General features: G+C 72.2%; 23 protein-coding genes and 1 riboswitch. Of the genes, 7 read left to right on the top strand and 16 right to left on the bottom strand.

The window, feature by feature from the left end; all coding sequences use genetic code 11:
* Nucleotides 1-57 precede the first annotated feature (57 nt).
* From OG447_RS19160 to OG447_RS19150, 3 genes are all read right to left on the bottom strand, one after another.
* Nucleotides 58-720 carry a TetR/AcrR family transcriptional regulator gene (locus OG447_RS19160; protein WP_266938012.1) on the bottom strand — a complete coding sequence of 221 codons (663 nt, stop codon included), beginning with the start codon at nucleotides 718-720 and terminating at the stop codon, nucleotides 58-60.
* Nucleotides 721-943: 223 nt separating this feature from the next.
* A complete protein-coding gene (locus tag OG447_RS19155; RefSeq protein ID WP_266938010.1) occupies nucleotides 944-1,375 on the bottom strand; it encodes an SPW repeat protein in 432 nt (143 codons plus the stop codon).
* Between the two features lie 146 nt (nucleotides 1,376-1,521).
* Nucleotides 1,522-2,883 (bottom strand): peptidase C39 family protein, encoded by a 1,362-nt coding sequence (locus tag OG447_RS19150; RefSeq protein WP_266938008.1) that lies wholly within the window; start codon nucleotides 2,881-2,883, stop codon nucleotides 1,522-1,524.
* Between the two features lie 125 nt (nucleotides 2,884-3,008).
* Between OG447_RS19150 and OG447_RS19145 the strand changes: the two genes are divergently transcribed.
* On the top strand, nucleotides 3,009-3,644 hold the full coding sequence (locus OG447_RS19145) for a uridine kinase (RefSeq protein ID WP_266938006.1): 636 nt from the start codon (nucleotides 3,009-3,011) through the stop codon (nucleotides 3,642-3,644).
* A 379-nt stretch (nucleotides 3,645-4,023) separates the two neighbouring features.
* Nucleotides 4,024-5,991 carry an AAA family ATPase gene (locus OG447_RS19140; RefSeq protein ID WP_266938004.1) on the top strand — a complete coding sequence of 656 codons (1,968 nt, stop codon included), beginning with the start codon at nucleotides 4,024-4,026 and terminating at the stop codon, nucleotides 5,989-5,991.
* Between the two features lie 61 nt (nucleotides 5,992-6,052).
* Here the strand turns inward: OG447_RS19140 and OG447_RS19135 are convergent, their stop codons facing one another.
* The 10 genes from OG447_RS19135 to ribD all read right to left on the bottom strand — a co-directional run bounded on the left by OG447_RS19135 (nucleotide 6,053) and on the right by ribD (nucleotide 14,664).
* Nucleotides 6,053-7,096 carry a hemolysin family protein gene (locus OG447_RS19135; protein WP_266938003.1) on the bottom strand — a complete coding sequence of 348 codons (1,044 nt, stop codon included), beginning with the start codon at nucleotides 7,094-7,096 and terminating at the stop codon, nucleotides 6,053-6,055.
* Nucleotides 7,093-8,442, bottom strand: a complete 1,350-nt coding sequence (locus tag OG447_RS19130; protein WP_266938001.1) for a hemolysin family protein — start codon at nucleotides 8,440-8,442, stop codon at nucleotides 7,093-7,095. Before OG447_RS19130 ends, OG447_RS19135 begins: the two co-directional genes overlap by 4 nt.
* 251 nt (nucleotides 8,443-8,693) lie before the next feature.
* The gene (locus tag OG447_RS19125; protein ID WP_266937999.1) at nucleotides 8,694-9,158 is read right to left on the bottom strand and encodes a PH domain-containing protein; all 465 of its coding nucleotides are present in this window, start codon (nucleotides 9,156-9,158) and stop codon (nucleotides 8,694-8,696) included.
* Between the two features lie 53 nt (nucleotides 9,159-9,211).
* Complete coding sequence (hisG, locus tag OG447_RS19120; protein WP_266937997.1) at nucleotides 9,212-10,060, bottom strand: ATP phosphoribosyltransferase; 849 nt, start codon at nucleotides 10,058-10,060, stop codon at nucleotides 9,212-9,214.
* A 74-nt stretch (nucleotides 10,061-10,134) separates the two neighbouring features.
* On the bottom strand, nucleotides 10,135-10,416 hold the full coding sequence (locus OG447_RS19115) for a phosphoribosyl-ATP diphosphatase (RefSeq protein WP_266937995.1): 282 nt from the start codon (nucleotides 10,414-10,416) through the stop codon (nucleotides 10,135-10,137).
* Nucleotides 10,417-10,451: 35 nt separating this feature from the next.
* Nucleotides 10,452-10,937: a 6,7-dimethyl-8-ribityllumazine synthase gene (gene ribH / locus OG447_RS19110; RefSeq protein WP_266937993.1), complete on the bottom strand. Its 486-nt coding sequence runs from the start codon at nucleotides 10,935-10,937 to the stop codon at nucleotides 10,452-10,454.
* 72 nt (nucleotides 10,938-11,009) lie between these two features.
* On the bottom strand, nucleotides 11,010-12,308 hold the full coding sequence (locus tag OG447_RS19105) for a bifunctional 3,4-dihydroxy-2-butanone-4-phosphate synthase/GTP cyclohydrolase II (RefSeq protein ID WP_266937991.1): 1,299 nt from the start codon (nucleotides 12,306-12,308) through the stop codon (nucleotides 11,010-11,012).
* Nucleotides 12,305-12,958: a nicotinamide mononucleotide transporter family protein gene (locus tag OG447_RS19100; RefSeq protein WP_266937989.1), complete on the bottom strand. Its 654-nt coding sequence runs from the start codon at nucleotides 12,956-12,958 to the stop codon at nucleotides 12,305-12,307. Before OG447_RS19100 ends, OG447_RS19105 begins: the two co-directional genes overlap by 4 nt.
* Entirely contained in the window at nucleotides 12,955-13,578 is a 624-nt protein-coding gene (locus OG447_RS19095) for a riboflavin synthase (protein WP_266937987.1), read from the bottom strand. The genes OG447_RS19100 and OG447_RS19095 overlap by 4 nt, the downstream gene beginning before the upstream one ends.
* Nucleotides 13,579-14,664 carry a bifunctional diaminohydroxyphosphoribosylaminopyrimidine deaminase/5-amino-6-(5-phosphoribosylamino)uracil reductase RibD gene (gene ribD, locus OG447_RS19090; protein WP_266938940.1) on the bottom strand — a complete coding sequence of 362 codons (1,086 nt, stop codon included), beginning with the start codon at nucleotides 14,662-14,664 and terminating at the stop codon, nucleotides 13,579-13,581.
* A gap of 218 nt (nucleotides 14,665-14,882) precedes the next feature.
* A riboswitch (FMN riboswitch) is annotated at nucleotides 14,883-15,013 on the bottom strand.
* 387 nt (nucleotides 15,014-15,400) lie between these two features.
* Between ribD and OG447_RS19085 the strand changes: the two genes are divergently transcribed.
* Together OG447_RS19085 and OG447_RS19080 are read left to right on the top strand one after the other, a co-directional pair.
* Entirely contained in the window at nucleotides 15,401-17,773 is a 2,373-nt protein-coding gene (locus OG447_RS19085) for a chitinase C-terminal domain-containing protein (RefSeq protein ID WP_266937985.1), read from the top strand.
* Nucleotides 17,774-17,938: 165 nt separating this feature from the next.
* Nucleotides 17,939-18,679, top strand: coding sequence for an SDR family oxidoreductase (locus OG447_RS19080; RefSeq protein WP_266937983.1), 741 nt, complete (start codon nucleotides 17,939-17,941; stop codon nucleotides 18,677-18,679).
* A 65-nt stretch (nucleotides 18,680-18,744) separates the two neighbouring features.
* Here OG447_RS19080 and OG447_RS19075 read toward each other — a convergent pair whose 3' ends face one another.
* A complete protein-coding gene (locus OG447_RS19075) occupies nucleotides 18,745-19,932 on the bottom strand; it encodes an ROK family transcriptional regulator (protein WP_266937981.1) in 1,188 nt (395 codons plus the stop codon).
* 56 nt (nucleotides 19,933-19,988) lie between these two features.
* On the opposite strand from OG447_RS19075, the gene OG447_RS19070 reads away from it, so the two are divergent.
* From OG447_RS19070 to OG447_RS19060, 3 genes are all read left to right on the top strand, one after another.
* Nucleotides 19,989-21,215: an MFS transporter gene (locus OG447_RS19070; protein ID WP_266937980.1), complete on the top strand. Its 1,227-nt coding sequence runs from the start codon at nucleotides 19,989-19,991 to the stop codon at nucleotides 21,213-21,215.
* A 289-nt stretch (nucleotides 21,216-21,504) separates the two neighbouring features.
* Entirely contained in the window at nucleotides 21,505-22,899 is a 1,395-nt protein-coding gene (locus OG447_RS19065) for a uracil-xanthine permease family protein (RefSeq protein WP_266937979.1), read from the top strand.
* A gap of 75 nt (nucleotides 22,900-22,974) precedes the next feature.
* Nucleotides 22,975-23,676, top strand: a complete 702-nt coding sequence (locus tag OG447_RS19060) for a DUF5995 family protein (protein ID WP_266937978.1) — start codon at nucleotides 22,975-22,977, stop codon at nucleotides 23,674-23,676.
* Between the two features lie 57 nt (nucleotides 23,677-23,733).
* Here OG447_RS19060 and OG447_RS19055 read toward each other — a convergent pair whose 3' ends face one another.
* Both OG447_RS19055 and OG447_RS19050 read right to left on the bottom strand, forming a co-directional pair.
* A complete protein-coding gene (locus OG447_RS19055) occupies nucleotides 23,734-24,231 on the bottom strand; it encodes a VOC family protein (RefSeq protein WP_266937977.1) in 498 nt (165 codons plus the stop codon).
* Nucleotides 24,232-24,401: 170 nt separating this feature from the next.
* Nucleotides 24,402-26,099, bottom strand: coding sequence for an NAD(P)/FAD-dependent oxidoreductase (locus OG447_RS19050; protein ID WP_266937976.1), 1,698 nt, complete (start codon nucleotides 26,097-26,099; stop codon nucleotides 24,402-24,404).
* Between the last annotated feature and the right edge of the window lie 2 nt (nucleotides 26,100-26,101).

The raw sequence follows: 26,101 nt of genomic DNA, 5'->3' as shown, positions 1-26,101 counted from the left end.
TGCGGCGGGTCGAGTATGCCTGATCAGGCGCCTCCCGTCACCGGTGCAAGATCATCTCTATGGCAGGGCCGCTTCCTCGGGGAGGTGCGGAGCGGGGCACTCCGGGACGAACTCCTCGATGACCGTCAAGGTCGCGCGCAGCTGGCGTAGGAGCAGGGCGCCGAGCCGGACCCGGCCGGGCTGGCCGGCCGGGTCCGCGGCGAGGGCTCCGATCCATTCCAGGGTGATCCCCTCGACCGAGGAAAGCCAGCCGACGAGCGCGAGGCGGGCGACCGGCGGGACGCTACGGCGTCCGTACGCGCCTTCGGCGATGGTGGCGACCAGTTCCTCGCGGACGGCGTCGCGGATGGCGAGGACCTCGGCGTCGGATCCGACGCCTCCGGTGACGATGGTGCGGTAGGCGGCGTGGTGGTGCTCGGCGTAGTGGAGGTAGCCGTCGACGGTGCGGCGCACCCGTTCGGCGGCGGGCAGTTCGGTGTCCCGGCCGGCGCGGGCGACGAGTTCGGCCACCGAGTCCTCGACGATGGCGAGGTAGTACCCGCGTTTGCTCTTGAAGTAGTAGTAGATCAGTCCCTTGGCGACGCCCGCGTGCTTGGCGATGTCGTCCATGGAGAGTGCGTCGTACGAGGTGTCGGCGAACAACTTGCGCCCGGTGGCTATGAGTTCGGCCCTGCGAACCTGGGATCGGCCGGTCGCTCCGCGCTGTTGACTATTATTCAAATTCAGCCCTAGCCTCGAACTGCCACAAGATGCCCGAAGTATGGCAGACCTGCGTGCCGAGCTCTCTTCTACGCCGCACACGCCCGGAGCGGCTGCCCGCTCCCCCGGCCATCCCGCCGTTCGCCCTCACGCCGCCGGGCCCCGGCCGCTCCGGCAGGTCCGGTGCGGTCGGGGCCCGGCGACGGGTCCGGTGTCGCGCTGAAGCGCGGGTCCGGTGTCCCGGTCAGGCGCGGGTCTCCCGGTTGCGTCCGGCCATCGCCGCCATGGCGAGGCCGAGGCAGAGGGCGACGGCTCCGGTGATCACGTTGTTGACCACCGTGCGGGTCACGTCCATCTCACCGGCGATGGCCCACGGGGCGATGATCGTCCACGCACCGAGGGCGACCGCCGTCCAGGCCATCGCATGGGTGCGCTCGTACGCGGAACCCAGACCGCCCATGCACAGACAGAACGCCAGGCCGGCGATCAGGTTGTTGACGGCGAGCGGAGTCAGGACGCTGAACCCGGCAATCCAGGGCGAGGCCGCCAGGTACAGGCCCGTGACCAGGGCCATTGCCTCGACTGCCTGCGCGGCGGGAGTGCTGGTCACCCGCTCGAACCGGGTGCGCATCTCGGCGAGGTCGGGGTGGTGCTCGATGCTCGGATGGGTGGTCATGGCGGGCCGCCTCCTACGAGAAGCCTTTATCTGCCATTTACCCCATTATGTTCCGCTTATACAGGTCTCCGGTCAATGGAAAAATGCCCCTTTCCCGCCTTCATCCGCTGCGCTGGGCCGCGCTCATGGACGCGCGAAGGCCCGGCTCAGAGCACGCCGACCGCGCCCAGGGCCGCGACCTGCAGAGGGCTCGGCGCGGCCGGGGCGTAGAGGTAGCAGATGCCTCCGCTGCCCGAGACGACCTTGCCCGTCGCGTTGTGGCGCTTGGTGCGCAGCCAGACGTTCTCGAACTCGCGGCGCTCGTAGACCCGGCGGACGGCCGCGTTGTCGGGCGAGTTGGGGTCGTTGGCGATCACGTCCCCGGCGGCGGTGAAGCCGATGACGGTCATCAGGTGGCCCGCGGTGCCGTAACCGGCTCCGGTGAGCTCCTCGGTCCGGAAGGACTGCGAGGTGATGGCGGGGATCCCGGCCCGGACCAGGAGCTCCAGGTCGGTGAGGGAGGTGAGCCGGGTGACCACTCCGGCGAGCCCGCGGTAGGTGGCGGCGTAAGCGGCGTTGAAGGGCCAGTTGCCGCAGCCCTTGTACGCGGCGTCGTAGGTGGAGCGGGCGGCGTGGCACACCTGCGGGTCGGAGTACTTCGGATCGACCCAGGCCGTGGAGTCGGCGCCGGCCCTGCCGCCCCAGTACTCGATGACCATCTGGGAGGAGGTGGGGCTGCACCAGGCCTCGCCGCCGTTGTCGTACTGGGGGTAGCGGCCGGCGTGGACCTCCTGGGAGTAGCGCGGTACGGGCAGCTCGTGGGCCTGGCCGGAGGGGGTGGAGGCGGGGACGGTGAGGCGGTCCGGGACGTCGGAGACCATGGCTCCGGCGAGCAGTACGGTGGGCCCCGCGGTCGCGCCGGGCCTGCGGTACAGGGTGAGGCGCAGCTGCCAGCCGGTGAGGCGCAGGCCGCTCGCGGGGGCGTCGACGGCCAGGGTGTCGGTCCAGACGGTGGAGCGGCCGTCGCTCTGGCCGTCCACGGAGGTGCGGCGGATGTCGCCGTCGCCCGACGCCCAGCGGCCCATGACGTACCAGGGGGTGGTGGTGCCGTCGGTGTAGGTGCCGCGCAGTTCGGTCTGGATCCAGGTGCCCGCGGGCGTACGGGCGTTCCAGGAGGCGATGGCCTCGGTGGCGGGCACGGCGGGGCGGTGCACCGGGGAGGTCCAGGTGGCGTACTCCCAGGTGCTCTTCTTCCCGGTGTGCGGGTCGGCGTACTCGGTGCGGCCGGCCGGGGTGCTGATCTCCAGGCCGGGGCGGGCGCCGGGGACGGCGGTGGTGCCCTGGTGGCGGCCGGCGAGCCAGTGCTCGTACGCGTACCAGAACCGGTTGTCGACGGTGCGGCCCGGGCCGCGGGGGGCGGGCGGGGCCGCGGCGGAGGCGCTGCCCCCGGAGACGGTGGCGGCGGTGGCGGCGGTGGCGACCGCGAGTGCGGCGACGAGTACGGCCCTGCGCGGTGTGGGTGCGGTCATCGCGGGGTTCCCCCAGGGGTGGGTCGGTGCATCGGTGGCTTCACCCTTCCAGTTCCCGGCGGCCGGGGGCCGAAGCCGCGGGCTCGTGTCGGGGGTGACGACCGGGCCGGCCGTAGGGTTGCGGGGTGGAGCCACACCAGTCACTCGAATCCCTCGCGCGGGAGATCGCCGCCCTGCCCCCCTCCCTCGGCCCCGTCCGGCTGGTCGGCATCGACGGGCACGCCGGGTCGGGGAAGAGCACTTTCGCCGGCCGGCTCGCGGAGGCCCTGGGCGGGGCGCCGGTGCTGCACCTGGACGACGTGGCCACCCACGAGGAGATGTTCGGCTGGCAGGAGCGGCTGCGCGCTCAGGTGCTGGAGCCGCTCGCCGCGGGGCGGCCCGCGCACTGGGCCCCGTACGACTGGGTGGAGCGCCGCTTCGGGGCGGAGCGGGTGCTGGAGCCGACGGCGGTGCTGCTCGTCGAGGGGGTCGGGGCCGGGCGGCGTGCGCTGCGCCCGCACCTGGCGCGGCTGCTGTGGATGGAAACCCCGCGCGCGCGGTCCTGGGGGCGCGGACGGGAGCGGGACGGGCGGGAACTCTCCGGCTTCTGGGACGGATGGGAGCGCGCGGAGCTCGCGCACTTCTCGGATGACCCTTCACGCCCCTTCGCCGACACCCTGGTGCGCCAGAGCGGTACGGGATACGAGTGGACTTCCGGGGCCGGTGTGACGGCGGGAACCCCCACTTCCGTGACCGAGGGTGACGACCTCCCCCGGGCCTGAGCGGCCCTGGACCTGAGCCCCAGCGGGCCTCCGCCGGCCTGCTTGACCGGGGGCCCGCACCGGCCTTACGTTCTCAATGTGCGGCCTTTACCGGCTGCCGCAGACGCGAAGCCCCCGATCGTTCCCCCGTGATCGGGGGCTTCGTTCTGCCCCCGCACCGCCCGTAGGCCCCTGTCCGGCGGGCCGCACCACCCCCGATCCCTCACCCTGAGTCACCGGGCAGGGTCCGGGAGGACGGCCGAACCGGGGGCGTCGCACCCTACGTAAGGTGCGAAACCGCAGGTACGATGCACCCCTGATTTCATCGGCGCAGTGAGCAACTCGCGTGCTCGACGCAGGGGTTGCCGCGCACCACGGGGGCTGGCTTGTGGGGGACGTGATGGATTTCGGCACGCCGGGCAGCACGCACGCCCCGGCCGAACTCGCCTGGCTGCGCGGGGTCGACGCCTGCACCATGGGCGCCTATCCGCAGGCCGAGGAGGAGTTCCGGGCGGCCGTACGACTCGATCCCGCGATGGCCGACGCCTGGCTGGGCCTGCACGCGCTCCGGGTGGACACCGCCAACGCGTTATTGCGCATGTACGCCCACCGGGACCGCTTCGGCGAGCAGCGGGCCCGCCACCGGCGGACGCTGAACTCCTGGTACTGGCTGGGCTGGTGGGTACAGCCGGTGCTGGAGAACCCGCGGGACCTGCTGCTGGCGCACGCCTCGCACTGGCTGGACGGGCGCCACGTGCCCGAGCTGGACCAGGCGCTGGCCGCGCTGCCCCCGGTGGACACCGATCCGCAGGTGCGGTTCCTGCACGCCTGCCGGGCCTACCTGGTCAAGGACTGGGAGCAGCTGGTGCGGCACACCGAGCCGCTGGTGGACGATCCGCTGCTGGGGATCGAGGCGGGGCTGTTCGGCGGGATGGCCCGGGTCCGCCTGGAGATGTACGGGCAGGCGGAGCCGCTGCTGTCGGCAGCGCTGATGCGGTGCCGCAGCGAGCAGCCGCAGCGCAAGGAGCTGCGGTACTGGCTGGCGCGGGCGCACGAGGGCACGGGGCGCAGTGCGGCGGCGCTCCCGCTGTACCGGGCGGTGCACCGGGTGGACCCGTCGTTCATGGACACCGCGGCCCGTCTGACGGCCATCGAGGACGGCGACGACACCGACGGCATGGCCGGGCTGGCGGACCTGGCCGGTCCGGCGGGGTACACGGGGTACGGGGCCTGGGGCGGGCACGGTCCGTCCCCGGCTGGCGGGGACTTCGCGGCGGTGGCCCTGGGCGGCGGGCCGGTCCCGGACACCGCCGCCGACGGACAGCCGGAACAGGATCCCCTGTCCGCGCCCGATCCGCCGGATCCGCGGTACGGGCCGGGCTCGCCGGGGGTGCCTCCGCCCGGCCGGGGGCAGGGTGCGCGGCGCAAGGTGTCCGTTCCGCCGCAGTCCGCACCCGCGGGGCTGCCGGCCGGTCCGGCCGATCCGGAGGCGCTCGCCGAGGCGCTGGCGGAGCTGGAGCGGATGGTGGGCCTGGAGCCCGTCAAGCGGCAGGTGAAAGCCTTATCGGCGCAGTTGCACATGGCGCGGCTGCGGGCGGGGCAGGGGCTGCCGGTGCAGCCGCCGAAACGGCACTTCGTGTTCTCCGGCCCGTCGGGCACGGGCAAGACCACGGTGGCGCGGATCCTGGGCCGGGTCTTCTACGCGCTGGGCCTGCTGGGCGGCGACCATCTCGTGGAGGCCCAGCGGTCGGACCTGGTGGGCGAGTTCCTGGGGCAGACCGCGGTGAAGGCGAACGAGCTGATCGACTCGGCGATCGGCGGGGTGCTCTTCGTCGACGAGGCGTACAGCCTCTCCAACTCGGGGTACAGCAAGGGCGACGCGTACGGGGACGAGGCCCTGCAGGTGCTGCTGAAGCGGGCGGAGGACAACCGGGACCACCTGGTGGTGATCCTGGCGGGCTATCCGGCCGGGATGGACCGGCTGCTGGCCGCCAATCCGGGGCTGTCCTCGCGATTCACCACGCGGGTGGACTTCCCCAGCTACCGGCCCCTGGAGCTGACCGCGATCGGCGGGGTGGTGGCGGACGCGAACGGGGACCGCTGGGACGAGGAGGCGCTGGAGGAGCTGCGCAGCATCAGCGGCCACGTGGTGGACCAGGGATGGATCGACGAGCTCGGCAACGGCCGCTTCCTGCGCACCCTGTACGAGAAGAGCTGCGCCTACCGGGACCTGCGGCTGGCGGGCTTCGCGGGCGATCCCTCCCGGGACGACCTGGCGACGCTGCGGCTCCCGGACCTGATGCAGGCCTACGGGGAGGTCCTGTCGGGCCGCGGGCCCCAGGACCGCCCCGAGGCTCCGCCGGTGTAGTGGGCCGGGTGGGGTGGCGCTGCGCGGGGTGCCGGGGGCGGAGCCCCCGGCAGCGGCGGCGCTACGTGCGAGCCGCCGGCACGCGGTGCGCGGGGTCGCGTACCTCTCCCACCAGCATCTCCAGGACGTCCTCCAGGGCGACGAGGCCCAGGACCCGCCCGCTGGCGTCCGCGACCTGCGCCAGGTGGGTGGCGTCCCGGCGCATGACGCTCAGCGCGTCGTCCAGCGGGAGGGTCGCCGACAGGGTGGTCATCCGGCGCCACACCCGCTGCGGAACGGCCCGCTCCCGGTCCTCCAGGTCCAGTACGTCCTTGACGTGCAGGTAGCCCATGAAGGCCCCGCTGCCGGAGCGGACCGGGAAGCGGGAGTACCCGGTGCGCACCGTCAGCTGCTCGATCTGCCGCGGGGTGGCCGAGGGGCCGACGGTGACGATGCGGTCCCGGGCGAGGAGGACGTCGGTGACCGGGCGGCTGCCCAGTTCGAGGGCGTCCTCCAGGCGCTCCTGCTCCCCCGGTTCCAGGAGCCCGGCCTGCCGGGAGTCCTCGACGAGGCGGCCGAGCTGGGCGCTGGTGTAGACGGCCTCGACCTCGTCCTTGGGCTCGACCTTGAAGAGCCGCAGGACGAGCGTGGCGCAGGCGCCGAGCGCGGTCGTGACCGGCCCGCACAGGCGGGCGAAGGCGACCAGGCCGGGGCTGAACCACAGGGCGGTCTTCTCGGGGGCGGCCATGGCGAGGTTCTTGGGGACCATTTCGCCGATGACCAGGTGCAGGACGACCACGGCGGCGAGCGCGAGGGCGTAGCCGAGGGGGTGGATGAGGGGGTGGGGGACGTGCAGGGTGTGGAAGAGGGGCTCCAGGAGCCTCGCCACGGTGGGTTCGGCGACGGCTCCCAGGGTGAGGGAGCACAGGGTGATGCCGAACTGCGCGGCGGCCATCATGCGGGGCAGGTTCTCCAGGCCGTGGAGGACCTGCCGGGCCCGCTTGGAGCTTGCGGCGAGCGGTTCGATCTGGCTGCGCCGTACGGAGACGAGGGCGAACTCGGCGCCGACGAAGAAGCCGTTGGCGAGTACGAGGAGCAGGGCGAACAGGAGTTGGAGGGCGTTCACCGGCCCACCGCTTCCAGTTCGGCGGGGGCGGTGGCGGGGACGGTGCGCACCAGCCGGACCCGTTCGGCCCGGTAGCGGCCGACCTGGCGGACGGAGAGCTTCCAGCCGGGGAGTTCGGCGCGGTCCCCGGGGGCGGGGATACGGCCGAGCAGGTCGGCGACGAGGCCCGCGACGGTCTCGTAGGGGCCTTCGGGGACCTCCAGGCCTATGCGGCGCAGGGTCTGCACCCGGCAGCTGCCGTCGGCCTCCCAGGAGGGGCGGCCGTCCTCGGGGGGTACGGGGGCCAGCTCGGGCCGGCGGTCCTCCGCGTGGTCGTGCTCGTCGCGGACCTCGCCGACGAGTTCCTCCACGATGTCCTCCAGGGTGACCACGCCGGCGGTGCCGCCGTACTCGTCGACCACCACGGCCATCGGCTGTTCGCTGCGCAGCCGCTCCAGCAGGGGCTGCACCGGCAGGGAGCCGGGCACCAGGAGCGGGGCGACGGAGATCCGGGCGACGGTGGTGCGGGCACGTTCCGCCTCGGGTACGGCGAGGGCGTCCTTGAGGGAGACCACACCGGTGATCTCGTCGATGCGCTCGCGGTAGACGGGGAAGCGGGACAGGCCGGTGGCGCGGGTCAGGTTGAGGACGTCGGCGGCGGTGGCCGTGTGCTGGAGGGCGCTGACCTTCACCCGGGGGGTCATGACGTGCTGGGCGGTGAGCTCGCCCAGCGAGAGGGTGCGTACGAAGAGGTCGGCGGTGTCCTGTTCGAGGGCGCCGGCCTGGGCCGAATGGCGGACCAGGGAGACCAGTTCGCCGGGGGTGCGGGCGGAGGCCATCTCCTCGGTGGGTTCCACGCCGAGGGCGCGCACCAGCCGGTTGGCGACGGCGTTGAGGCCGGCGATGACGGGGCGCAGGGCGCCGGAGAAGGCCTGCTGGGGGCCGGCGACGAAGCGGGCCACCTGGAGCGGCCGGGAGACCGCCCAGTTCTTCGGGACGAGCTCGCCGACGACCATCTGGACGGCGGAGGCGAGCAGCATGCCGATGACGACGGACACGCCGGCGGTGGCTCCTGCGGGGAGGCCGGTCGCGGTGAGCGGCCCGGCCAGCAGTGCGGCGAGGGCGGGCTCGGCGAGCATGCCGACCACGAGGGAGGTGATGGTGATGCCGAGCTGGGTGCCGGAGAGCTGGAAGGACAGCTCCCGTAGGGCTTCGACCACCGTGCGGGCACGGCGGTCGCCGTCGGCGGCGGCTCGTTCGGCCTCGGGCTTCTCGACGGTGACGAGGCCGAATTCGGCCGCCACGAAGAAACCGTTGGCGAGGATGAGGGCGAAAGCCGCCAGGAGCAGGAGTAGCGGGATGGTCATGCCGCCGCCTCCGGGGGGAGGGCGGCGCGGGTACTACCGGACGATCCGTCCATTGCTGGAGGGAGTCACTCCTCAAGTCGCAGTTGCCCGCGGGCCACGGGGTCCCGGGGCCGGTGGGAGGGCGCGCAGCCGCGCCCCGCCACCAGGGTAGTCACTGAGGTCGCCGCCGCAATGGGACGCAGCGGTCGGGGGCGGATGCTCAGGTTCGTCTCCGGGCCGCCTCAGGGTCGGCGCGGGACACCCCCTGGGGCTCAGTGTTCGTGGGCGCCGGTTCCGCGGGTCTCGGCGAGGGCGCGCAGGGCGCGGGCGTCGCTGACGGCCTGCTGCCTGGCCACGCCGGGCTGGATGCCGAGGGCGGGCAGGCTGGTGCCGTCGCTGAGGTCGAGGAAGACCCACGGGTCGCCGGGGCGCAGGTTGACCCGCAGGATCTGGGCCCATTCCAGGCGGCGCTTGGTCGTGAGGTTGACGACGGTGACGCCGTTCTCGTCCGCGACCACCTTGGGGCGGCTGAGCAGGACGAGGACGGAGGTGAGGAGCGCCGCCATGAAGACGAAGCTGACGCGCTCCCCCGGGTTGAGCCTCTCCAGGAGGACCGCGACCGTCGTGATGGTGACGAACATGACGAGCCCGACGCCCAGCAGGACCGCCCGGGTGCGGGTCGGCCGGAAGGTGACCGGCAGGGCGGGCGGTGCGGGCTGGGCGGCGGACTCGGTCATGTGCGTGCGTTGCCTTCGGGAGGGGGCCTACGGGTCGGCGTACGGCGTACGGGTCAGAGACGGCAGGCGTGGATCGAGGTGGTGAGGATGGCGCGGGCGCCGAGCTCGTACAGGTCGTCCATGATCCGCTGGGCCTCCTTGGCCGGGACCATGGCCCGGACGGCGACCCAGCCCTCGTTGTGCAGCGGGGAGATGGTCGGCGACTCCAGGCCCGGGGTGAGGGCGACGGCGCGTTCCAGGTGCTCGGCGCGGCAGTCGTAGTCCATCATCACGTAGCTGCGGGCCACCAGGACGCCCTGGAGGCGGCGCAGGAACTGCTGGGCCCGCGGGTCTTCGGCGTCGGCGCCGTTGCCGCGGATGACCACGGCCTCGGAGGTGAGGATGGGGTCGCCGATGACCTGGAGGCCGGCGTTGCGCAGGCTGGTGCCGGTCTCGACGACGTCCGCGATGATCTGGGCGACGCCGAGCTGGATGGCCGTCTCGACCGCGCCGTCCAGGTGGACGACGGAGGCGTCGATCCCCTGGTCGGCGAGGTGCTTGGCGACGATTCCCTCGTACGAGGTCGCGATCGTCATCCCGTGGAAGTCCTCGGGGCCGTTCGCGGTGCCGGGCTTGGTGGCGTAGCGGAAGGTGGAGCGGCCGAAGTTCAGCGGCAGGATCTCCTCGGCGCTGGCGCCGGAGTCGAGCAGCAGGTCACGGCCGGTGATGCCGATGTCGAGCTTGCCCGAGGAGACGTAGATCGCGATGTCCTTGGGGCGGAGGTAGAAGAACTCCACCTCGTTCTCGGGGTCGACGACCACGAGCTCCTTGGACTCCTTGCGCTGGCGGTAGCCGGCCTCATGGAGCATCGCCGACGCCGGTCCGGAGAGTGAACCCTTGTTGGGGACGGCGATGCGCAGCATGGGGCTTCCTTTGGTGCGTAGGTTGCGAAAGGTGTGTGCTGGTGGGGCGGGGGCCCGCGGGCGGAGCTTCCGGCCTAGAGGTGCGCGTAGACGTCGTCGAGGGAGATCCCGCGCGCCACCATCATCACCTGGACGTGGTAGAGCAGCTGGGAGATCTCCTCGGCGGCGGCTTCCTTGCCCTCGTACTCGGCGGCCATCCAGACCTCGGCGGCCTCCTCGACGACCTTCTTGCCGATGGCATGGACGCCCTTGCTGACGAGCTCGGCGGTGCGGGAGGTGCTGGGGTCGCCGTTGGCGGCCTTGAGCTGGAGCTCGGTGAAGAGCTCTTCGAAGCTCTTGGAGGGTTTGTTCGCCATGATGGTCCTCAGAATACGGGGTTCCCCCACGCCACTCAGCGCCAGGGTTCGCTGACGGTCCGCAGGGTCATGGCGGTGGAGACGGCGGCGGTGACCGCTTCGTGTCCCTTGTCCTCGTTCGACCCCTCGAGCCCGGCGCGGTCCAGCGCCTGCTCGTCGTTGTCGCAGGTCAGTACGCCGAAGCCGACGGGGACTCCGGTGTCGATCGACACCTGTACCAGGCCCTGGGTGACGCCCTGGCAGACGTAGTCGAAGTGCGGGGTGCCGCCGCGGATGACCACTCCGAGGGCGACGATGGCATCGTAACCGCGACCGGCCAGTACCTTCGCCACGACCGGGAGCTCGAAGCTGCCCGGGACCCGCAGCAGGGTGGGCTCGTCGATGCCCAGCTCGTGCAGGGCCCGCAGGGCGCCGTCGACCAGTCCGTCCATGACCTTCTCGTGCCACTGGGCCGCGATGACGGCGACTCGCAGGTCTCCGCAGTTCTTCACGTTCAGTTCGGGTGCGCCCTTGCCGCTCACAGCTCTGCTCCTCGGTGGTTCGTGTACGGGTGCGTACGGATGTCTGGTGGTGGTGTGTGCCGGTGTGTGTGGTTACTGGTTGCCGCAGGCGGTGGGCACGGCGCCCTCCAGCCAGGGCAGGTCGTGGCCCATCCGGTCCCGCTTGGTGCGCAGGTACCGCAGGTTGTGCTCGCCCGCCTCGATCGGCATGGCCTCGCGGCCGGCGACCGTGATGCCGTGCCGGACGAGGGCGGCGGACTTGTCGGGGTTGTTGGTCAGCAGCCGGACGCTGCGCACGCCGAGGTCGGCGAGGATCTGCGCGCCGGCGCCGTAGTCGCGGGCGTCGGCGGGCAGGCCGAGTTCCAGGTTGGCGTCGAGGGTGTCGCGGCCGCGCTCCTGGAGCTCGTAGGCGCGCAGTTTGGACACCAGTCCGATGCCGCGGCCCTCGTGGCCGCGCAGGTAGACGACGACGCCGCGGCCCTCGGCCTGGATGCGTTCCATGGAGGCGTGCAGCTGGGGGCCGCAGTCGCAGCGCTGGGACTGGAAGATGTCGCCGGTCAGGCACTCGGAGTGCATCCGGACGAGGATGTCCTCGCCGTCGCCGACCTCGCCGTGGACGAGGGCCACGTGCTCGACCCCGTCGACGGTGGAGCGGTAGCCGTACGCGGTGAAGTCCCCGAAGGCGGTCGGCAGGCTGACCTCGGCCTCGCGGCGCACGGTGGGCTCGGCGGAGCGGCGGTAGGCGATCAGGTCCTCGATGGAGATGATCGTCAGGCCGTGCTTGCGGGCGAAGGGGATCAGCTCGGGCAGGCGCAGCATGACGCCGTCCTCGCCGGCGATCTCCACGATGGCGCCGGCCGGGCGCAGGCCCGCTAGGCGGGCGAGGTCGACGGCGGCCTCGGTGTGGCCGTTGCGGACCAGGACGCCGCCGGGCTTGGCGCGCAGCGGGAAGATGTGGCCGGGGCGGACGAAGTCGCCGGGCTCGGAGGTCCCGTTCGCCAGGAGGCGCAGGGTGGTGGCGCGGTCGGCGGCGGAGATGCCGGTCGTCACCCCGTGGGCGGCAGTGGCGTCGACGGAGACGGTGAAGGCGGTCTGCATCGACTCGGTGTTGTGCTGGACCATCTGGGGGAGTTCGAGCCGCTCCAGCTCGGGGCCCTCCATGGGGGCGCAGATCAGGCCGCGGCACTCGCTCATCATGAAGGCGACGATCTCGGGGGTGGCCTTCTCGGCGGCGATGACGAGGTCGCCCTCGTTCTCGCGGTCCTCGTCGTCGACGACGACGATCGGGCGGCCCGCGGCAATGTCGCGGATGGCCTGCTCGACCGGGTCGAGGCGGAAGGTCTCCTCGGGGACGTCCAGGACGTCGGGCACGGGCTTGAGGGTGGGGGTCATGCCGTTGCTCCTTTCAGGGCCGGGGCGGAGGTGGTGCGAGAGCGCTGGTACCAGTCGTAGGCGCCCCACAGGACGAGGGCGAAGTACACGACGTAGACGAGGCCGGAGAAGGCCAGGCCGCCGTTGAAGGCGAGGGGGACGCCGACCAGGTCGACGAGGAGCCAGGCGAACCAGAACTCGACGAGGCCGCGGGCCTGGGCGACCATCGCGACGATGGTGCCGACGAAGATGTAGGCGTCGGCCCACGGGCTCCAGGACAGGTGCGGGAAGAGCGTGAACAGCCCGCCGACGGCGAGGGTGCCCAGCGCCGCTCCGGCGAGGAGCAGTCCGCGCTCCTTCCAGGTGGCGGTGCGTACCGCGATGGAGCCGTCCTGGGCCTGCCGCTTGCCCTGCTGCCAGGCGCGCCAGCCCCAGAGGGCCACTCCGATGACCAGGAGCTGCTTGCCGACGCCGCCGGAGAGGTGGGCGGAGGCGTAGGCGGCGACGAGGATCAGGCCGGAGAGGAGCTGGGCGGGCCAGGTCCATATGGAGCGGCGCCAGCCGAGGGCGAGGGCGGCCAGGCCCATCAGGTTGCCGATCATGTCGGACCAGATGACCTTCTGGCCGAAGACGGTGAAGGCCTCGGCGTTGAGCCAGGTCAGGGCGCTCACCGGTCGGCTCCTTCGGCGTGCAGGGGGTCGACCCCGGCGGCCAGGAGGCGCTCGACGTACTTCGCGAGGACGTCGACCTCGAGGTTGACCGGGTCGCCGGGCTGCTTGATGCCGAGGGTGGTCAGCGCGAGGGTGGTGGGGATCAGGCTGATGCTGAACCAGTCGGCGGCGGCCTCGACGACGGTGAGGCTGACGCCGTCCACCGTGATGGAGCCCTTCTCGACGACGTAGCGCGAGAGGTTCGCCGGGAGGGCGATCTTGACGATCTCCCAGTGCTCGGAGGGGGTCCGGGAGAGGATCTCGCCGGTGCCGTCCACGTGCCCCTGGACCAGGTGGCCGCCGAGCCGTCCGCCGAGGGCCATGGGCCGCTCGAGGTTGACACGGGAGCCCTGGGTGAGTGCGCCGAGGCTGGAGCGGTTGAGGGTCTCCTGCATGACGTCGGCGGTGAACTCGCCGTCGGCGGTGTCCACGACGGTCAGGCAGACGCCGTTGACGGCGATGGAGTCGCCGTGCTTGGCGCCCTCGGTGACGAGGGGGCCGCGCAGGCGGAAGCGGGAGGCTTCCGCGAGCTGCTCGACGGCGGCGACCTCGCCCAGTTCTTCGACGATTCCGGTGAACACTCAGTGCTCCTTGGTGGCGGTGGCGGGTGCGGTGACGGGGACTGCGGTGATGCGGAGATCGGGACCGATGCGGACGGCCTCGGTGATGTCGAGGCGCAGCGCGTCGGAGATGTTCTTGATGCCGGCGTCGGCGAGGGCCGCGGGGCCCGCGCCGAGGAGGGCCGGGGCGAGGTAGCCGATGACGCGGTCGACGGCTCCGGCGGCGAGGAAGGCCCCGGCCAGGGCGGGCCCGCCTTCCAGGAGGACGGAGCGCGTGCCGCGGGCGTGCAGCCGGGCGAGCAGGTCGTGCACGCCGATGCGCCCGTCGTGCAGGGGCAGGCGCAGGATGTCGACGCCGGGCAGGTGCCGGGTGTCGGCGTCCTCGCCGACGACGAGCAGGGTGGGCGCGGCCCCGTCGAGGATGCGGGCGGTCGGCAGGATCGTGGCGCGGGCGTCGAGGGCGATCCGCAGCGGCTGCTCCGCGGCGTCGTGGCCGGTGAGTCCGCGCACGGCGAGGTGCGGGTCGTCGGCGCGCAGGGTGCCGGAGCCGACGAGGACCGCGTCGCTCTCGGCGCGCAGCCGGTGGACGTCGGCCCGGGACTCGGCGGAGCTGATCCAGCGGCTGCTGCCGTCCGCGGCGGCGCTGCGGCCGTCGAGGGTGGCGGCGTACTTCCACGTGACGTGCGGGCGCCCGAGGCGTACGGAGGTCAGCCAGGCGGCGTTGCCCTGCTCGGCCTCTTCTGCGAGGAGTCCGGCCGTGGTCTGGATCCCGGCGGCGCGCAGGGTGGCGGCTCCGCCGCCGGCCTGCGGGCTGGGGTCGGACACGGCGTACACGACGCGGCTGATCCCGGCGGCGATCAGGGCCTGTGCGCAGGGTCCCGTACGGCCGGTGTGGTTGCAGGGTTCGAGGGTGACGTAGGCGGTGGCGCCGCGGGCGGCGTCTCCTGCCGCGCGCAGGGCGTGGACCTCGGCGTGCGGGCCGCCGGCCCGCTGGTGCCAGCCCTCGCCGACGACGGTGCCCTCGGCGTCGGTGATGACGCAGCCGACGACCGGGTTGGGGGTGGTGCAGCCGAGCCCGCGGGCCGCGAGTTCGACGGCTCGGCGCATGGCGCGGGTGGCCTCGTCGGGTGCCGCGTCCGTGGTGGGTGTCGCCACCGGGTCCTCCTGCCTCATCGGGCACGGACTCCGGGGCCTGTCGGGATACGACAGATGAAGCGGGTTTGCGCACACGGGGACGCCGAGGCCGGAAAAACGGTCCGGTCAGACGTATCCACAGGGGAATACGCCGACGAACCGCCGACGGCGGCGTACCGGTCACTGGCCCGCCGCGCACTGCCTCCCATCCGGACTTTAACCGTCGGTCCAGGAATCTCACCTGGTCAACCGGCCGCTGGCTGCGGACGGGTCGCGGACTATAACCGCCGGTTCGGAATTACACCGACCCCGGAGTGCGCTGCTTACTGGTACTGGATTCAGTCTGCCACGGGTGATCGGCGGCCACGCGAGCGAAGAGATGTGGCCTGGCTCACATGGACGCGGATTCGAGGCGGTCTCAGCCGGCCCGTCCGGCAGGGGTGCCGGACGGGCGGGGCGGAGGGGTGGACGGGGGCGGTCCGGTCCCGGGCGGGCGGAGGCCAGGCGCCGCAACGGGTGTGACCGACTGCAGCCAGCTTTGGTCCAGACCTATTGACGGGTTGGTCTAGTCCTCTTAACGTTCCCTTCATCTCTCCCGGGAACAGCCCGTCAGATGTGCGCACGTCACGGGCCAACACGAGTCAGTCACCTTGCTGTTGCTCCACGTCGTGTCCATTTGATTCCCCACCTCCCCTCCCCAGGAGGCACCATGCTGTCCCCCACGCGTACGAGAGCGATGCTCCTGGCATCCGGCGCCGCAATCGCCGGACTGCTGCTGGGCGGTCTCTCTACGGGCGTCTCGCACGCCGCCGACCACGAGTCCTGTCGCCCCGACGGGCTGTACAAGACCGCCGGTGTCGACGTCCCGTACTGCTCGGTGTACGACACCGAGGGCCGCGAGAAGATGGGCGCCGACCACCAGCGACGCGTCATCGGCTACTTCACGGGCTGGCGCACCGGCAAGGACGGCACCCCCGCCTACCTCGCCAACAACATCCCCTGGTCCAAGGTCACCCATCTGAATTACGCGTTCGCCCACGTGGGAGCCGACAACAAGATCTCGGTCGGCACCGACAACGCGAACAACGCCGCCACCGGGATGACCTGGCCGGGCGTCGCGGGCGCCGAGATGGATCCCGCCCTCCCCTACAAGGGCCACTTCAACCAGCTGACCAAGTTCAAGAAGCAGTACCCGGACGTCAAGACGCTGATCTCGGTCGGCGGCTGGGCGGAGACGGGCGGCTACTTCGGCGACGACGGCAACCGGGTCGCCTCCGGCGGCTTCTACTCGATGGCCACCAACGCCGACGGCTCGGTCAACCAGGCCGGCATCGACACCTTCGCGGACTCCTCGGTCGAGTTCATCCGCACATACGGGTTCAACGGCGTCGACATCGACTACGAGTACCCGACCACCATGAAGGACGCAGGCAACCCGCTGGACTGGCAGCTGTCCAACGCCCGCCGGGCCGGCCTCGTCAAGGGCTACGACGCCCTGATGAAGTCCCTGCGCGAGAAGCTCGACCGCGCGGGCGCCGCCGACGGCAAGCACTACCTGCTCACCGTCGCCGCCCCCTCCTCCGGCTACCTGCTGCGGGGCATGGAGACGTTCCAGATGCAGAAGTACCTGGACTACGTCAACATCATGTCCTACGACCTGCACGGCGCCTGGAACGAGTTCGTCGGGCCGAACGCCTCGCTCTTCGACGACGGCAAGGACGCCGAGCTGGCCGCCGCGAACGTCTACGGCAGCTCCCAGTACGGGAACATCGGCTACCTCAACACCGACTGGGCCTACCACTACTTCCGCGGGTCCATGCCGGCCGGCCGCATCAACATCGGCCTGCCCTACTACACCCGCGGCCACAAGAACGTGCAGGGCGGCACCGACGGCCTGTGGGGCAAGGCCCCCGCGACCACCTGCCCGGCCGGCGCGGGCCTGACCAAGTGCGGTGACGGCGCGGTCGGCATCGACAACCTGTGGCACGACAAGGACACCAACGGCGTCGAGTCGCCCGCGGGCTCCAACCCGATGTGGCACGCCAAGAACCTCGAGAAGGGGATCGTCGGCGACTACGTCACCAAGTACGGCTTCCCCGCGAACACCACCCTGACCGGCACCTACGCCCGCAAGTACGACTCCACCCTGGTGGCGCCGTGGCTGTGGAACGCGCAGAAGAAGGTCTTCCTCTCCACGGAGGACGAGCAGTCGGTGGCGGCCAAGGCCGATTACGTGGTCGACCGCGGCATCGGCGGCACGATGGTCTGGGAGATGGCCGGCGACTACGGCTGGAACGCCGCCAAGGGCCAGTACGAGATGGGCGACACGCTCACCTCGCTGATGTACGACAAGTTCAAGGCCGCCGCCCCGTACGGCGCGAAGAAGTCCGGCGCCGCGCTGCCCACGCAGGCCGTGGACATCAAGACGGAGTTCACCGAGTTCAAGCTGGGCGACTCCAACTACCCGATCACCCCGAAGATCAAGATCACCAACAACACGAACGCCGCGCTGCCCGGCGGCACCGAGTTCCAGTTCGACTACGGGACCTCGGCCCCGAACAACGCCTCGGACCAGTCCGGCTTCGGTACGAAGGTGATCAGCAGCGGCCACACCGGCAGCAACGTCGGCGGCCTGAAGGGCGACTTCCACCGGGTCTCCCTGAAGCTCCCGGCCTGGCAGTCTCTGGCCCCCGGCGCCTCGGTCGACCTGGCGTTCAACTACTACCTGCCGGTGTCCACGCCCTCCAACTGGACGGTGAACATCTCCGGCACGACGTACGCCCTGGCCGGGGACCGGGCGCGCGGCACCACGGTGGTGCAGCCGGGCGGCACCCAGCCGCCGACCACCCCGCCGACCACCCCGCCCACGACCCCGCCGACCACTCCCCCGACGACGCCTCCGACGACGCCGCCGCCGGGCGGGACGTGCACGAACCCCGCGTACGTGCCGGGCACGGTCTACAACAGCGGCAACGTCGTCTCCCACAAGGGCCGCAACTGGAAGGCCCAGTGGTGGACGCAGAACGAAGAGCCCGGCACCACCGGTGAATGGGGTGTCTGGAAGGACCAGGGAGCCTGCTGACTCCCGTAGGTGACCTGATGTGAGGACCCGGTGGCCCGGCGGCCACCGGGTCCTCGCATGTCCTCCCGCATCCCCCGTACGGGATCCCGTGCCGGGGCTGTCACGTTCCCGAGGGCTGTCCGGTCTGTTCTGGTGGACACATCTCCTCAGGGAAGGACCGACACCATGAGCGCCATCCTCGTCACCGGGGGCACCGGGACCCTCGGCACGTCGCTCGTGACCCGCCTGCGGGCGGCCGGGCACGACGTCCGCGTGCTGAGCCGGCACTCCCCGGACTTCCCCGTCGACCTGCGCGACGGCAGCGGGCTGGACACGGCGACGGCGGGCGCGGAGGTGATCGTGCACTGCGCGTCGTCCCCGCGCGGCGGGGACGACGTGGCCGCCGGGCGCCTGATCGAGGCGGCCCGACGGGCCGGAACGGTCACGAACCTCGTCTACGTCTCGATCGTCGGGGTGGACGCGGTCCCGCTCGGCTACTACCGCACGAAGCTGGAGGTGGAGCGGCTGCTGGAGGCTTCCGGGCTGGGCGTGACGATCCTGCGCACGACGCAGTTCCACGACCTGGTGGCGCGGGTGGTGGACACGGCGGCGAAGCTGCCGGTGGTCCCGCTGCCGTACGGGGTCCGGGTGCAGCCCATCGCGGTCACGGAGGTCGCGGACCGGCTGGCGGAGCTGGCGCTGCCCACCCCGTCGGGCCGGGTCCCGGACATGGGCGGCCCGGAGATCCGCACCCTGCCGGAGTGGGGCCGCGCCTATCTGGACGCGACGGGCCGGCGGCGCCGGATCCTCGCGCTGCCGCTGGCGGGGAAGGCGTACGCGGGCTTCCGGCGGGGCGGCAACCTGACGCCGTCGCACGCGGTGGGCCGGGTGACCTTCGCGCAGTACCTGGCGGAGCGGGGACGGTAGCCGGGGCCCCGGGCCGTGTCCGCGAAGTCCGCCCGCCCGGGGCGGCCGGCGCCACTTCGGGCGCACTAGGGGGTGCCGAACAGCACCTCCTGCGCCGCCTCGCGCGCGGCCAGGCGGGCTCCCGCAAGGACGGCCGGGCCGCCCAGGGCGGTGGCTCGGACCTCCGTCGGGACCGGGGTCAGCGTCGTCAGGCGGCGGGCGACCCGCGCGGCCAGGGCGGGGCCGCCCGCGCGGCCGAGTTCGCCGGCCAGCACCACGCAGCCCGGGTCCAGGACGGCCGCGACCGCCGCCGCGCCCAGGGCGAGGCGTTCGGCCAGGGCGTCGAGGAAGGGCTCGCCTGCGGCGCCGGCCACGGCCTCCTCCGCCGGTCCCCGGAAGCCGTGCTCCGCCGCCAGCGCCGTCACGGCGTCCCGGCCCGCCAGGGCGTGGAACCCGCCCCCGCAGTCGGTGGCGGAGGGCAGCCCGGCGGTGCCCGGCACCGGCAGGAAGCCGATCTCGCCCGCGCCGCCGGAGGCGCCCCGGCGCAGTCGGCCGTCCAGGACCACGGCCGCGCCCACCCCCGCGCCCAGCCACAGCAGGACGAAGGAGTCGAGGTCGCGGGCCACGCCCAGGCGCTGCTCGGCGAGGGCGGCAAGGTTGGTCTCGTTCTCGACCACGACCACGGCGGGCAGGCTCTGCTGGAGGGCGGTCACCAGGTCCCGGTGCCAGCTCGGCAGGCCGGTGGTGTCGCGCAGTTCCCCGCTGCCCGGGGCGACCAGGCCGGGAGCTCCGACGACGACGGTGTGCAGCTCGCCCGCGCCGGCTTCGCGGGCGGTGCGCAGCAGGGCGGCCACCGCGTCCCCGGGGGCGCCGGCGGGCAGGGCGGCTTCGGCGAGGGGGTGGCCGAGGAGGTCGGTGACCACGGCCGTGACGCTGTCCGTCCGTACGTCCAGCGCGGCCAGGTGGGCGCGGCGGGCGACGATCCCGTAGAGCCGGGCGTTGGGGCCGCGCCGTTGCTCGCCGGACTCGCCGACGACCTCGATGAGTCCGGCTCCGGTCAGCCGCTCGACGAGGTCGGCGACCGAGGGCCGGGAGAGGCCGGTCAGCGTCTTGAGCTGGGTGGCCGTCAGGGGGCCGGACTCCTGGAGGAGGCGCAGGGCGAGGCGGTCGTTGATGGCCCGGGCCGTGCTCGGGGAGGCGGGGGACGGAACGGCGGTGGCGGTGGCGGTGGCGGTGGCGGTGGCGGTGGCCTTGGCAGGAGTCACGGCGCCCATCTTAGGGAGGTCGGAGCCATTAACCATCAGGCAGGGTTCCTGATAGTTTACTGCCCATGACCGGGGAAACAGACCTCAGCCCGGCGCGACTGCGCCATGCCCGTTTCGCGATCGCCGCCGTCTTCTGCGCACACGGCGCCGTCACCGGCTCCTTCGCCACCCGCATCCCCTGGATCCAGGAGAACGCGCAGCTCAGCGCCGGCACCCTGGGACTGGCCCTGGCCTTCCCGGCCCTGGGCGCGGCGCTCGCGATGCCGCTGGCGGGGCGGATCAACCACCGCTACGGCGCCCGTACCGCACTGCGGGTCCTGCTGACGCTGTGGACCCTCTCCCTCATCCTGCCGAGCCTCGCCCCGAACCTGCCCGTCCTGTGCGGTGCGCTGTTCGTCTACGGAGCCACCTCCGGCATGTCGGACGTGGCGATGAACGCGCTCGGCGTGGAGACCGAGAACCGGGTCGGCCGCTCGATCATGTCCTCACTGCACGGCATGTGGAGCGTGGGCGCGCTGCTCGGTTCCGCCGCGGGTACGGTCGCCGCGCACACCGGGGCGGACGCGCGGCTGCACCACCTGATCGCCGCGCTGGCCCTCACCGCGGCCGGGCTGGTCGCCGTACAGGGGGTGCTGGACCTGAAGAGCGCCGAGGACGCGCAGGCGCCGCCGCATTTCGCGCTGCCGCCGAAGTCGGCGCTGCTGATCGGCGCCATAGGGTTCGCGGCGGTCTTCGCGGAGGGGGCGAGCCTGGACTGGTCGGCGGTCTACCTCAGGGACGTGCTGCACACCGATGCCGGTCTGGCGGCCGCCTCCACCACGGCGTTCGCGCTGACCATGGCCGCCGCCCGGCTGGCCGGGGACCGGGTGGTCGACCGGTTCGGGGCGGTGCGCACGGTCCGGGCGGGCGGTGTGCTGGCCACCGCGGGCGGGGTGCTCGTGGTCACGGTCCGGGAGCCGGCCGCGGCCTTGGCGGGCTTCGCTCTGATCGGGCTGGGCATCGCGGTGGTGGTTCCGCTGGCCTTCGCGGCCGCGGCGCGCAGCGGTCCGGCCCCGGCGCAGGCGATCGCCGGCGTCGCGACGATCACGTACACCTCGGGGCTGATCGCCCCGTCGGCGATCGGCGCCGTGGCGGACGCGAGTTCGCTCGTGGTGTCCTTCGGCCTGGTCACCCTGCTGGCCTTCGCGCTGGTCGTGGGGGCCGCGGTACTGCGGCCGGGGCCGCCGGTGGGGCAGGCTACGGAGAAGGCCGGTCCGAGTAACAGGGACGAACCCGCTCGAATCCGGCCGTAATATATCGCTGGCCGTGGCGGCATCCCCTGCGCCGCGGCCTGGATGAGCGAGTCCGAAGTGGCGCCGTCCGCCCGCAGGGCGGGCGGGGAGGCGCCAGGCGCGTGCGGCTGCAAGGCGGAGGAGGGAGTCGACGCGAATGGGGTCTCCCCTGCTCGAGCGAAGCCGAGAGCTTGGGGAAGTCGGTGACCGACGACAACGCGGCAGATGTGCGTGCCTGGCGCCTCCCCGCAGGCGAGACTTCGGACTCGCTCATCCATACATGTGATCAGCCGGAGAAACGGAGCGGTACATGGGCCTCGGCGTGGGCTGGACCCTGCACGGAGACGGGCGGACCCCCGCCCCCGGCGCGGTGGTCCGGCCGGAGGAGCGGCTGTCGTGGCCGCGGACCGCGGGGCTGGGCGCCCAGCACGTGGTGGCCATGTTCGGCGCGAGCTTCGTCGCGCCGGTCCTGATGGGCCTGGACCCGAACCTGGCCATCATGATGTCCGGCATCGCGACGGTGATCTTCCTCCTCGCGACGCGCGGGCGGATCCCCTCGTACCTGGGCTGCTCGCTGTCCTTCGTGGGCGTGGCGGCGGCGATCCGGGCCTCGGGCGGCGACAGCGCGGTGGTGACCGGCGCCGTCTTCGTGGTCGGAGCGGCCCTGTTCCTGTCCGGGCTCGCCGTCCAGCGTTTCGGCGCGCGGATCATCCACGTGGCGATGCCGCCGGTGGTGACGGGCGCGGTCGTCATGCTGATCGGCTTCAACCTGGCGCCGGTGACAGCTTCGACGTACTGGCCGCAGGACCAGTGGACGGCGCTGCTGACCATGCTCTTCACCGGGCTCGCCGTGGTCTGCCTGCGGGGGTTCTGGTCGCGCATCGCGATCTTCCTCGGCCTGCTCTTCGGATACGGGATCTCCTGGATCTCCGATCTGCTCTTCGGCAAGATCCACTCCCCCATGGGCGGTCCCGAGGCCGTGGACCACTGGCGCCTGGACCTGTCCGGGGTGGCCAAGGCCGACTGGATCGGCCTGCCCTCCTTCCACGCCCCGGCCTTCGAGTGGTCGGCGATCCTGATCGCGCTGCCGGTGGTGATCGCGCTGATCGCGGAGAACGCCGGCCACATCAAGGCCGTCGGCGAGATGACGGGCGACCCGCTGGACGACAGGCTCGGCACCGCGATCGCCGCCGACGGCGCCGCGTCCATGCTGTCCACCGCGGTCGGCGGCCCGCCGAACACCACGTACTCCGAGAACATCGGCGTCATGGCCGCCACCCGCGTCTACTCCACCGCGGCCTACTGGGCGGCGGCCGGCTTCGCGCTGCTCTTCGGGCTGTGCCCCAAGTTCGGCGCGGTCGTCGCCGCGATCCCCGGCGGGGTGCTCGGCGGCATCACCGTCATCCTGTACGGCATGATCGGCCTGCTCGGGGCCCAGATCTGGCTCAGCGGCCGGGTGGACCTGCGCAATCCGCTGAACCTGGTGCCGGCCGCCGCGGGCATCATCATCGGCGTCGGCGGGGTCAAGCTCCAGATCACCGACAGCTTCGAGCTCGGCGGCATCGCCCTGGGCACGATCGTGGTGATCACCGGCTACCACGCGCTGCGGTACTTCGCCCCCGCGCACCTGAAGGAACAGCCGCCCCTGCTCGACGCGGGCACCTCCTCCTACGACGACCAGGAGCCGCAGGACAATCAGCGTTGACGGGGTTTCGCCCGAACCGGGGAAGCGTACGGCCAAGTTCCCCGGATCCCCGCCGGGGCCTGCGAACCTGCCCCCATGGAAGCGGTGCTGGCGCGGATGCGCGCCCTGGACGAGCGGCTGCCGCCGCAGGACGGCGTCGCCGTCTTCAACCGGGTGTACCTGACGGTGACCCGGACCCTGCACCGCCGGATCGAGCGCGGGGACTTCCCGGCGCCACGGGCGGCGCAGACGCTCAGCGTGCGGTTCGCGGAGCGCTACCTGACGGCGGTGGAGTCGGACCGGGCCCCGGCCTGCTGGCGCCCGCTGCTCCAGTACCGGCGCCACCCGGGGGTGCGTCCGCTCCAGCACGCGCTGGCCGGGATCAACGCGCACATCGGCCACGACCTGGCGCTGGCGGTGGTGTCGGCCTGCCGCGCCCTGGACTGCGAGCCCCGCGCCCTCGAAGCGGACTTCGACCGGGTCGGCGACACCCTGGTCGCGCTGGAGGAGCACATCCGCGAGGAGCTGATGCCGGGCCCGGACCTGCTGGAGATCGCCGACCCGCTGACCCACCTGCTCGGCTCGTGGAGCCTGGACCGCGCCCGCGGCGGTGCCTGGGCCTCGGCCCGGCTGCTGTGGACCCTGCGGCGCTCCCCCGAGCTGGCCGAGGAGTTCCGCGAGTCCCTGGACGCGAGCGTGGGCCTGATCGGCCGCTGCCTGCTGACCCCCCTCCCGGCCGCGGCGGCCCCCTGCCGGCCGGGTCCGCCGGTCCGGGCCGGCGGACCCGGCCTCCTCTGACGGCGGCACCCGGCCGGTGCTGAGGCCGGAAGGTCTGCCTGGCCGCGTCGTGACGGGTCAGCCCTGCCCGGAGTCCCGGCCCGGGAAGAAGTCGGCGCCAGTGACGTACTCCATCGCCGCGGTGAACTCCGGGTCTTGGAACCGACGCTCCATCTCCTGCTCGCTCACGTCCTCCACGCGGGTCTGGATCCAGTACAGGTTCCCCAGCGGATCCCGCACCCGGCCCACCCGGTCGCCGAAGGCCAGGTGGGTGACCTCGGTGACCGAGGTGCCGCCGGCCGCGACGGCCCGTCGGTGCACGGCGTCGGCGTCCTCCACGTAGAGGCGCAGGAACCCGGGGGTCGGCGGCCACTCCGGCCGCGCGTCGAACATCATCACGACCGAGTCCCCGATCCGTACCTCGGCGTGCGCGATGCTGCCGTCCTTTCCGGCGAGGCAGGAGAGTTCCTCCGCGCCGAAGGCCTCCTTCAGGAAGGCGATGAGCCGCACCGTGTCGCGGGAAATGATCCACGGCGTCACGGTGCCGTACCCCTGGGGAACCGGCTTGACCGACATCTGACTGCCTCCTGGGTGCGCGTGCCTCGACTACGGAGACGACGCTAGACCCCGTCTAGGCCGGATCCCGTCCTAGACGGCGGTGGACCTGACGCCGCCGGGCATGAGAACGGGCCGCCGCCGCGCTGTTCGCGCGGGGACGGCCCGTGGTCACGGGGATCCGGGAGGAATCAGTCCTCCGGGAGTTCCACCGGGGCGATCTCGTCGTAGACGTCGCCCGGGCCCGGGTTGGTGGCGTCCGTGGAGCCGCCGAGGTGGTGCATGACGCCCCAGACGGCGTTCAGTGCGGTCTGTACGGCGCCCTCGGCCCAGCCGGCCGTCCAGGAGATGTCGTCGCCCGCGAGGAAGATGCCGCGCTTGTCCTCGGGGAGGCGCTCCTGCATGAAGTGCGTGAACAGGCGGCGCTGGTAGCGGTAGTGGCCGGGGAGGTTGGCCTTGAACGCGCCCATGAAGTAGGGCTCGTTCTCCCAGGACACGGTGACCGGGTTGCCGATGACGTGGCGGCGGATGTCGACCTTCGGGTAGATCTCGCCGAGGGACTTCAGCATGACCTCCATCCGCTCGTTCGCGGACAGCGGCAGCCACTTCAGGCTGTCGTCGCACCAGGTGTACGAGAGGCAGATGACGGCGGGCTTGTCCGGGCCGTTGTCCAGCAGGTAGGTGCCGCGGGTCATCCGGTCCGTGAGGGTCATCGACATGACGTCGCGGCCCGTCTCCTCGTCCTTGTCGAGCCAAAACGGGCGGTCGACCGGGACGAAGAGCTTGCTGGACTCCATGTAGTGGGTGCGCTCGATCGCCGTCCAGTGGTCGATCGGGAAGAGCGTGTCATCGCACTCGATCTTGGACAGCAGCATCCAGGACTGTGCGGTGAAGATCGCGGCGCGGTACGTGCGGATGTCGCCGGATGCGTCCGTGACCGTGATGCGGTTGCCCGCCGTGCGGTGCAGACGGGTCACCGCCGGGCGCGGGGTGCCGCCGTGGAGCGAGGACAGCGAGGTGCCCTGCGCCCAGTGGAGGATCTTCTCGGGCTCGCGCTCCCACAGGCGCAGCGGCAGCTGCTGCGAGCCGCCGACGATGCCGCGGTGGTGGTCGTCGGCCTCGGTGTAGACGACGCGCAGGATCTCCAGGATGGAGTTCGGGAAGTCGGTGTCCCAGCCACCGGTGCCGAAGCCGACCTGGCCGAAGATCTCGCGCTTGCGGAAGGACTGGAAGGCCTCGGACTTGCAGAGGAACCCGTAGAAGGTCTCGTCATCGAGCTTCTCGACGAGCTTCGCCCAGATCTCGCGGATGCGCGGGACGTCCCGCTCGCGCATCGCGGTGTTCATGTCGGAGAAGTCGGCGCCCTCGTCGAGGCAGGCGTTCCACGCGGCGGCGACGTCGCGGTAGACCTGCGGGAGGTCGGCGATGGTCTCCGCGTAGTGGGTCTCACCCTTGAGGTCGACGACCGTCGAGGGGGTGGCCTCGGCCAGCGGGTTCGGGAAGGGCTCCGTGACCAGGCCGACGAGGTCGATGTAGTGCTGGAGCGCGGTGGAGGACGGCGGGAAGCGCATGGCGCCCATCTCCGCGGTCAGCTCCTCGGTGCCGGCGCCCTCGAAGCCGACGGTGCGCAGCCGGCCGCCGATCTGGTCGGCCTCGTAGACGACGGGCTTGAGGCCCATCTTCATCAGCTCGTAGGCGGAGATGATGCCGGACAGTCCACCGCCGATGACGGCGACCTCGGTGCCGTGCTCGGTCGCCGGTATCTGACCCAGGCCCGCCGGGTGGGCGAGGAAGTCGTCGTACGCGTACGGGAAGTCCGGGCCGAACATGGTGATCGGCGGCTGTCCGTCGCTGTGCGGGACGGCGGTGGTGGGCACCGTGGACGTCATGG

It is taken from the genome of Streptomyces sp. NBC_01408, from assembly GCF_026340255.1.
Classification (GTDB): Bacteria; Actinomycetota; Actinomycetes; order Streptomycetales; family Streptomycetaceae; genus Streptomyces.
This window is presented reverse-complemented; position numbering and strand designations above follow the sequence as displayed.

Excerpts from the sequence above, each read along its gene's own strand:
- OG447_RS19155 (WP_266938010.1), bottom strand. The coding sequence starts at position 1,375 with ATGACCACCCATCCGAGCATCGAGCACCACCCCGACCTCGCCGAGATG.
- OG447_RS19150 (WP_266938008.1), bottom strand. The coding sequence starts at position 2,883 with ATGACCGCACCCACACCGCGCAGGGCCGTACTCGTCGCCGCACTCGCG.
- OG447_RS19140 (WP_266938004.1), top strand. The coding sequence starts at position 4,024 with ATGGATTTCGGCACGCCGGGCAGCACGCACGCCCCGGCCGAACTCGCC.
- OG447_RS19130 (WP_266938001.1), bottom strand. The coding sequence starts at position 8,442 with ATGACCATCCCGCTACTCCTGCTCCTGGCGGCTTTCGCCCTCATCCTC.
- OG447_RS19125 (WP_266937999.1), bottom strand. The coding sequence starts at position 9,158 with ATGACCGAGTCCGCCGCCCAGCCCGCACCGCCCGCCCTGCCGGTCACC.
- hisG (WP_266937997.1), bottom strand. The coding sequence starts at position 10,060 with ATGCTGCGCATCGCCGTCCCCAACAAGGGTTCACTCTCCGGACCGGCG.
- OG447_RS19115 (WP_266937995.1), bottom strand. The coding sequence starts at position 10,416 with ATGGCGAACAAACCCTCCAAGAGCTTCGAAGAGCTCTTCACCGAGCTC.
- OG447_RS19105 (WP_266937991.1), bottom strand. The coding sequence starts at position 12,308 with ATGACCCCCACCCTCAAGCCCGTGCCCGACGTCCTGGACGTCCCCGAG.
- ribD (WP_266938940.1), bottom strand. The coding sequence starts at position 14,664 with ATGCGCCGAGCCGTCGAACTCGCGGCCCGCGGGCTCGGCTGCACCACC.
- OG447_RS19085 (WP_266937985.1), top strand. The coding sequence starts at position 15,401 with ATGCTGTCCCCCACGCGTACGAGAGCGATGCTCCTGGCATCCGGCGCC.
- OG447_RS19080 (WP_266937983.1), top strand. The coding sequence starts at position 17,939 with ATGAGCGCCATCCTCGTCACCGGGGGCACCGGGACCCTCGGCACGTCG.
- OG447_RS19075 (WP_266937981.1), bottom strand. The coding sequence starts at position 19,932 with ATGGGCGCCGTGACTCCTGCCAAGGCCACCGCCACCGCCACCGCCACC.
- OG447_RS19070 (WP_266937980.1), top strand. The coding sequence starts at position 19,989 with ATGACCGGGGAAACAGACCTCAGCCCGGCGCGACTGCGCCATGCCCGT.
- OG447_RS19065 (WP_266937979.1), top strand. The coding sequence starts at position 21,505 with ATGGGCCTCGGCGTGGGCTGGACCCTGCACGGAGACGGGCGGACCCCC.
- OG447_RS19060 (WP_266937978.1), top strand. The coding sequence starts at position 22,975 with ATGGAAGCGGTGCTGGCGCGGATGCGCGCCCTGGACGAGCGGCTGCCG.
- OG447_RS19055 (WP_266937977.1), bottom strand. The coding sequence starts at position 24,231 with ATGTCGGTCAAGCCGGTTCCCCAGGGGTACGGCACCGTGACGCCGTGG.
- OG447_RS19050 (WP_266937976.1), bottom strand. The coding sequence starts at position 26,099 with ATGACGTCCACGGTGCCCACCACCGCCGTCCCGCACAGCGACGGACAG.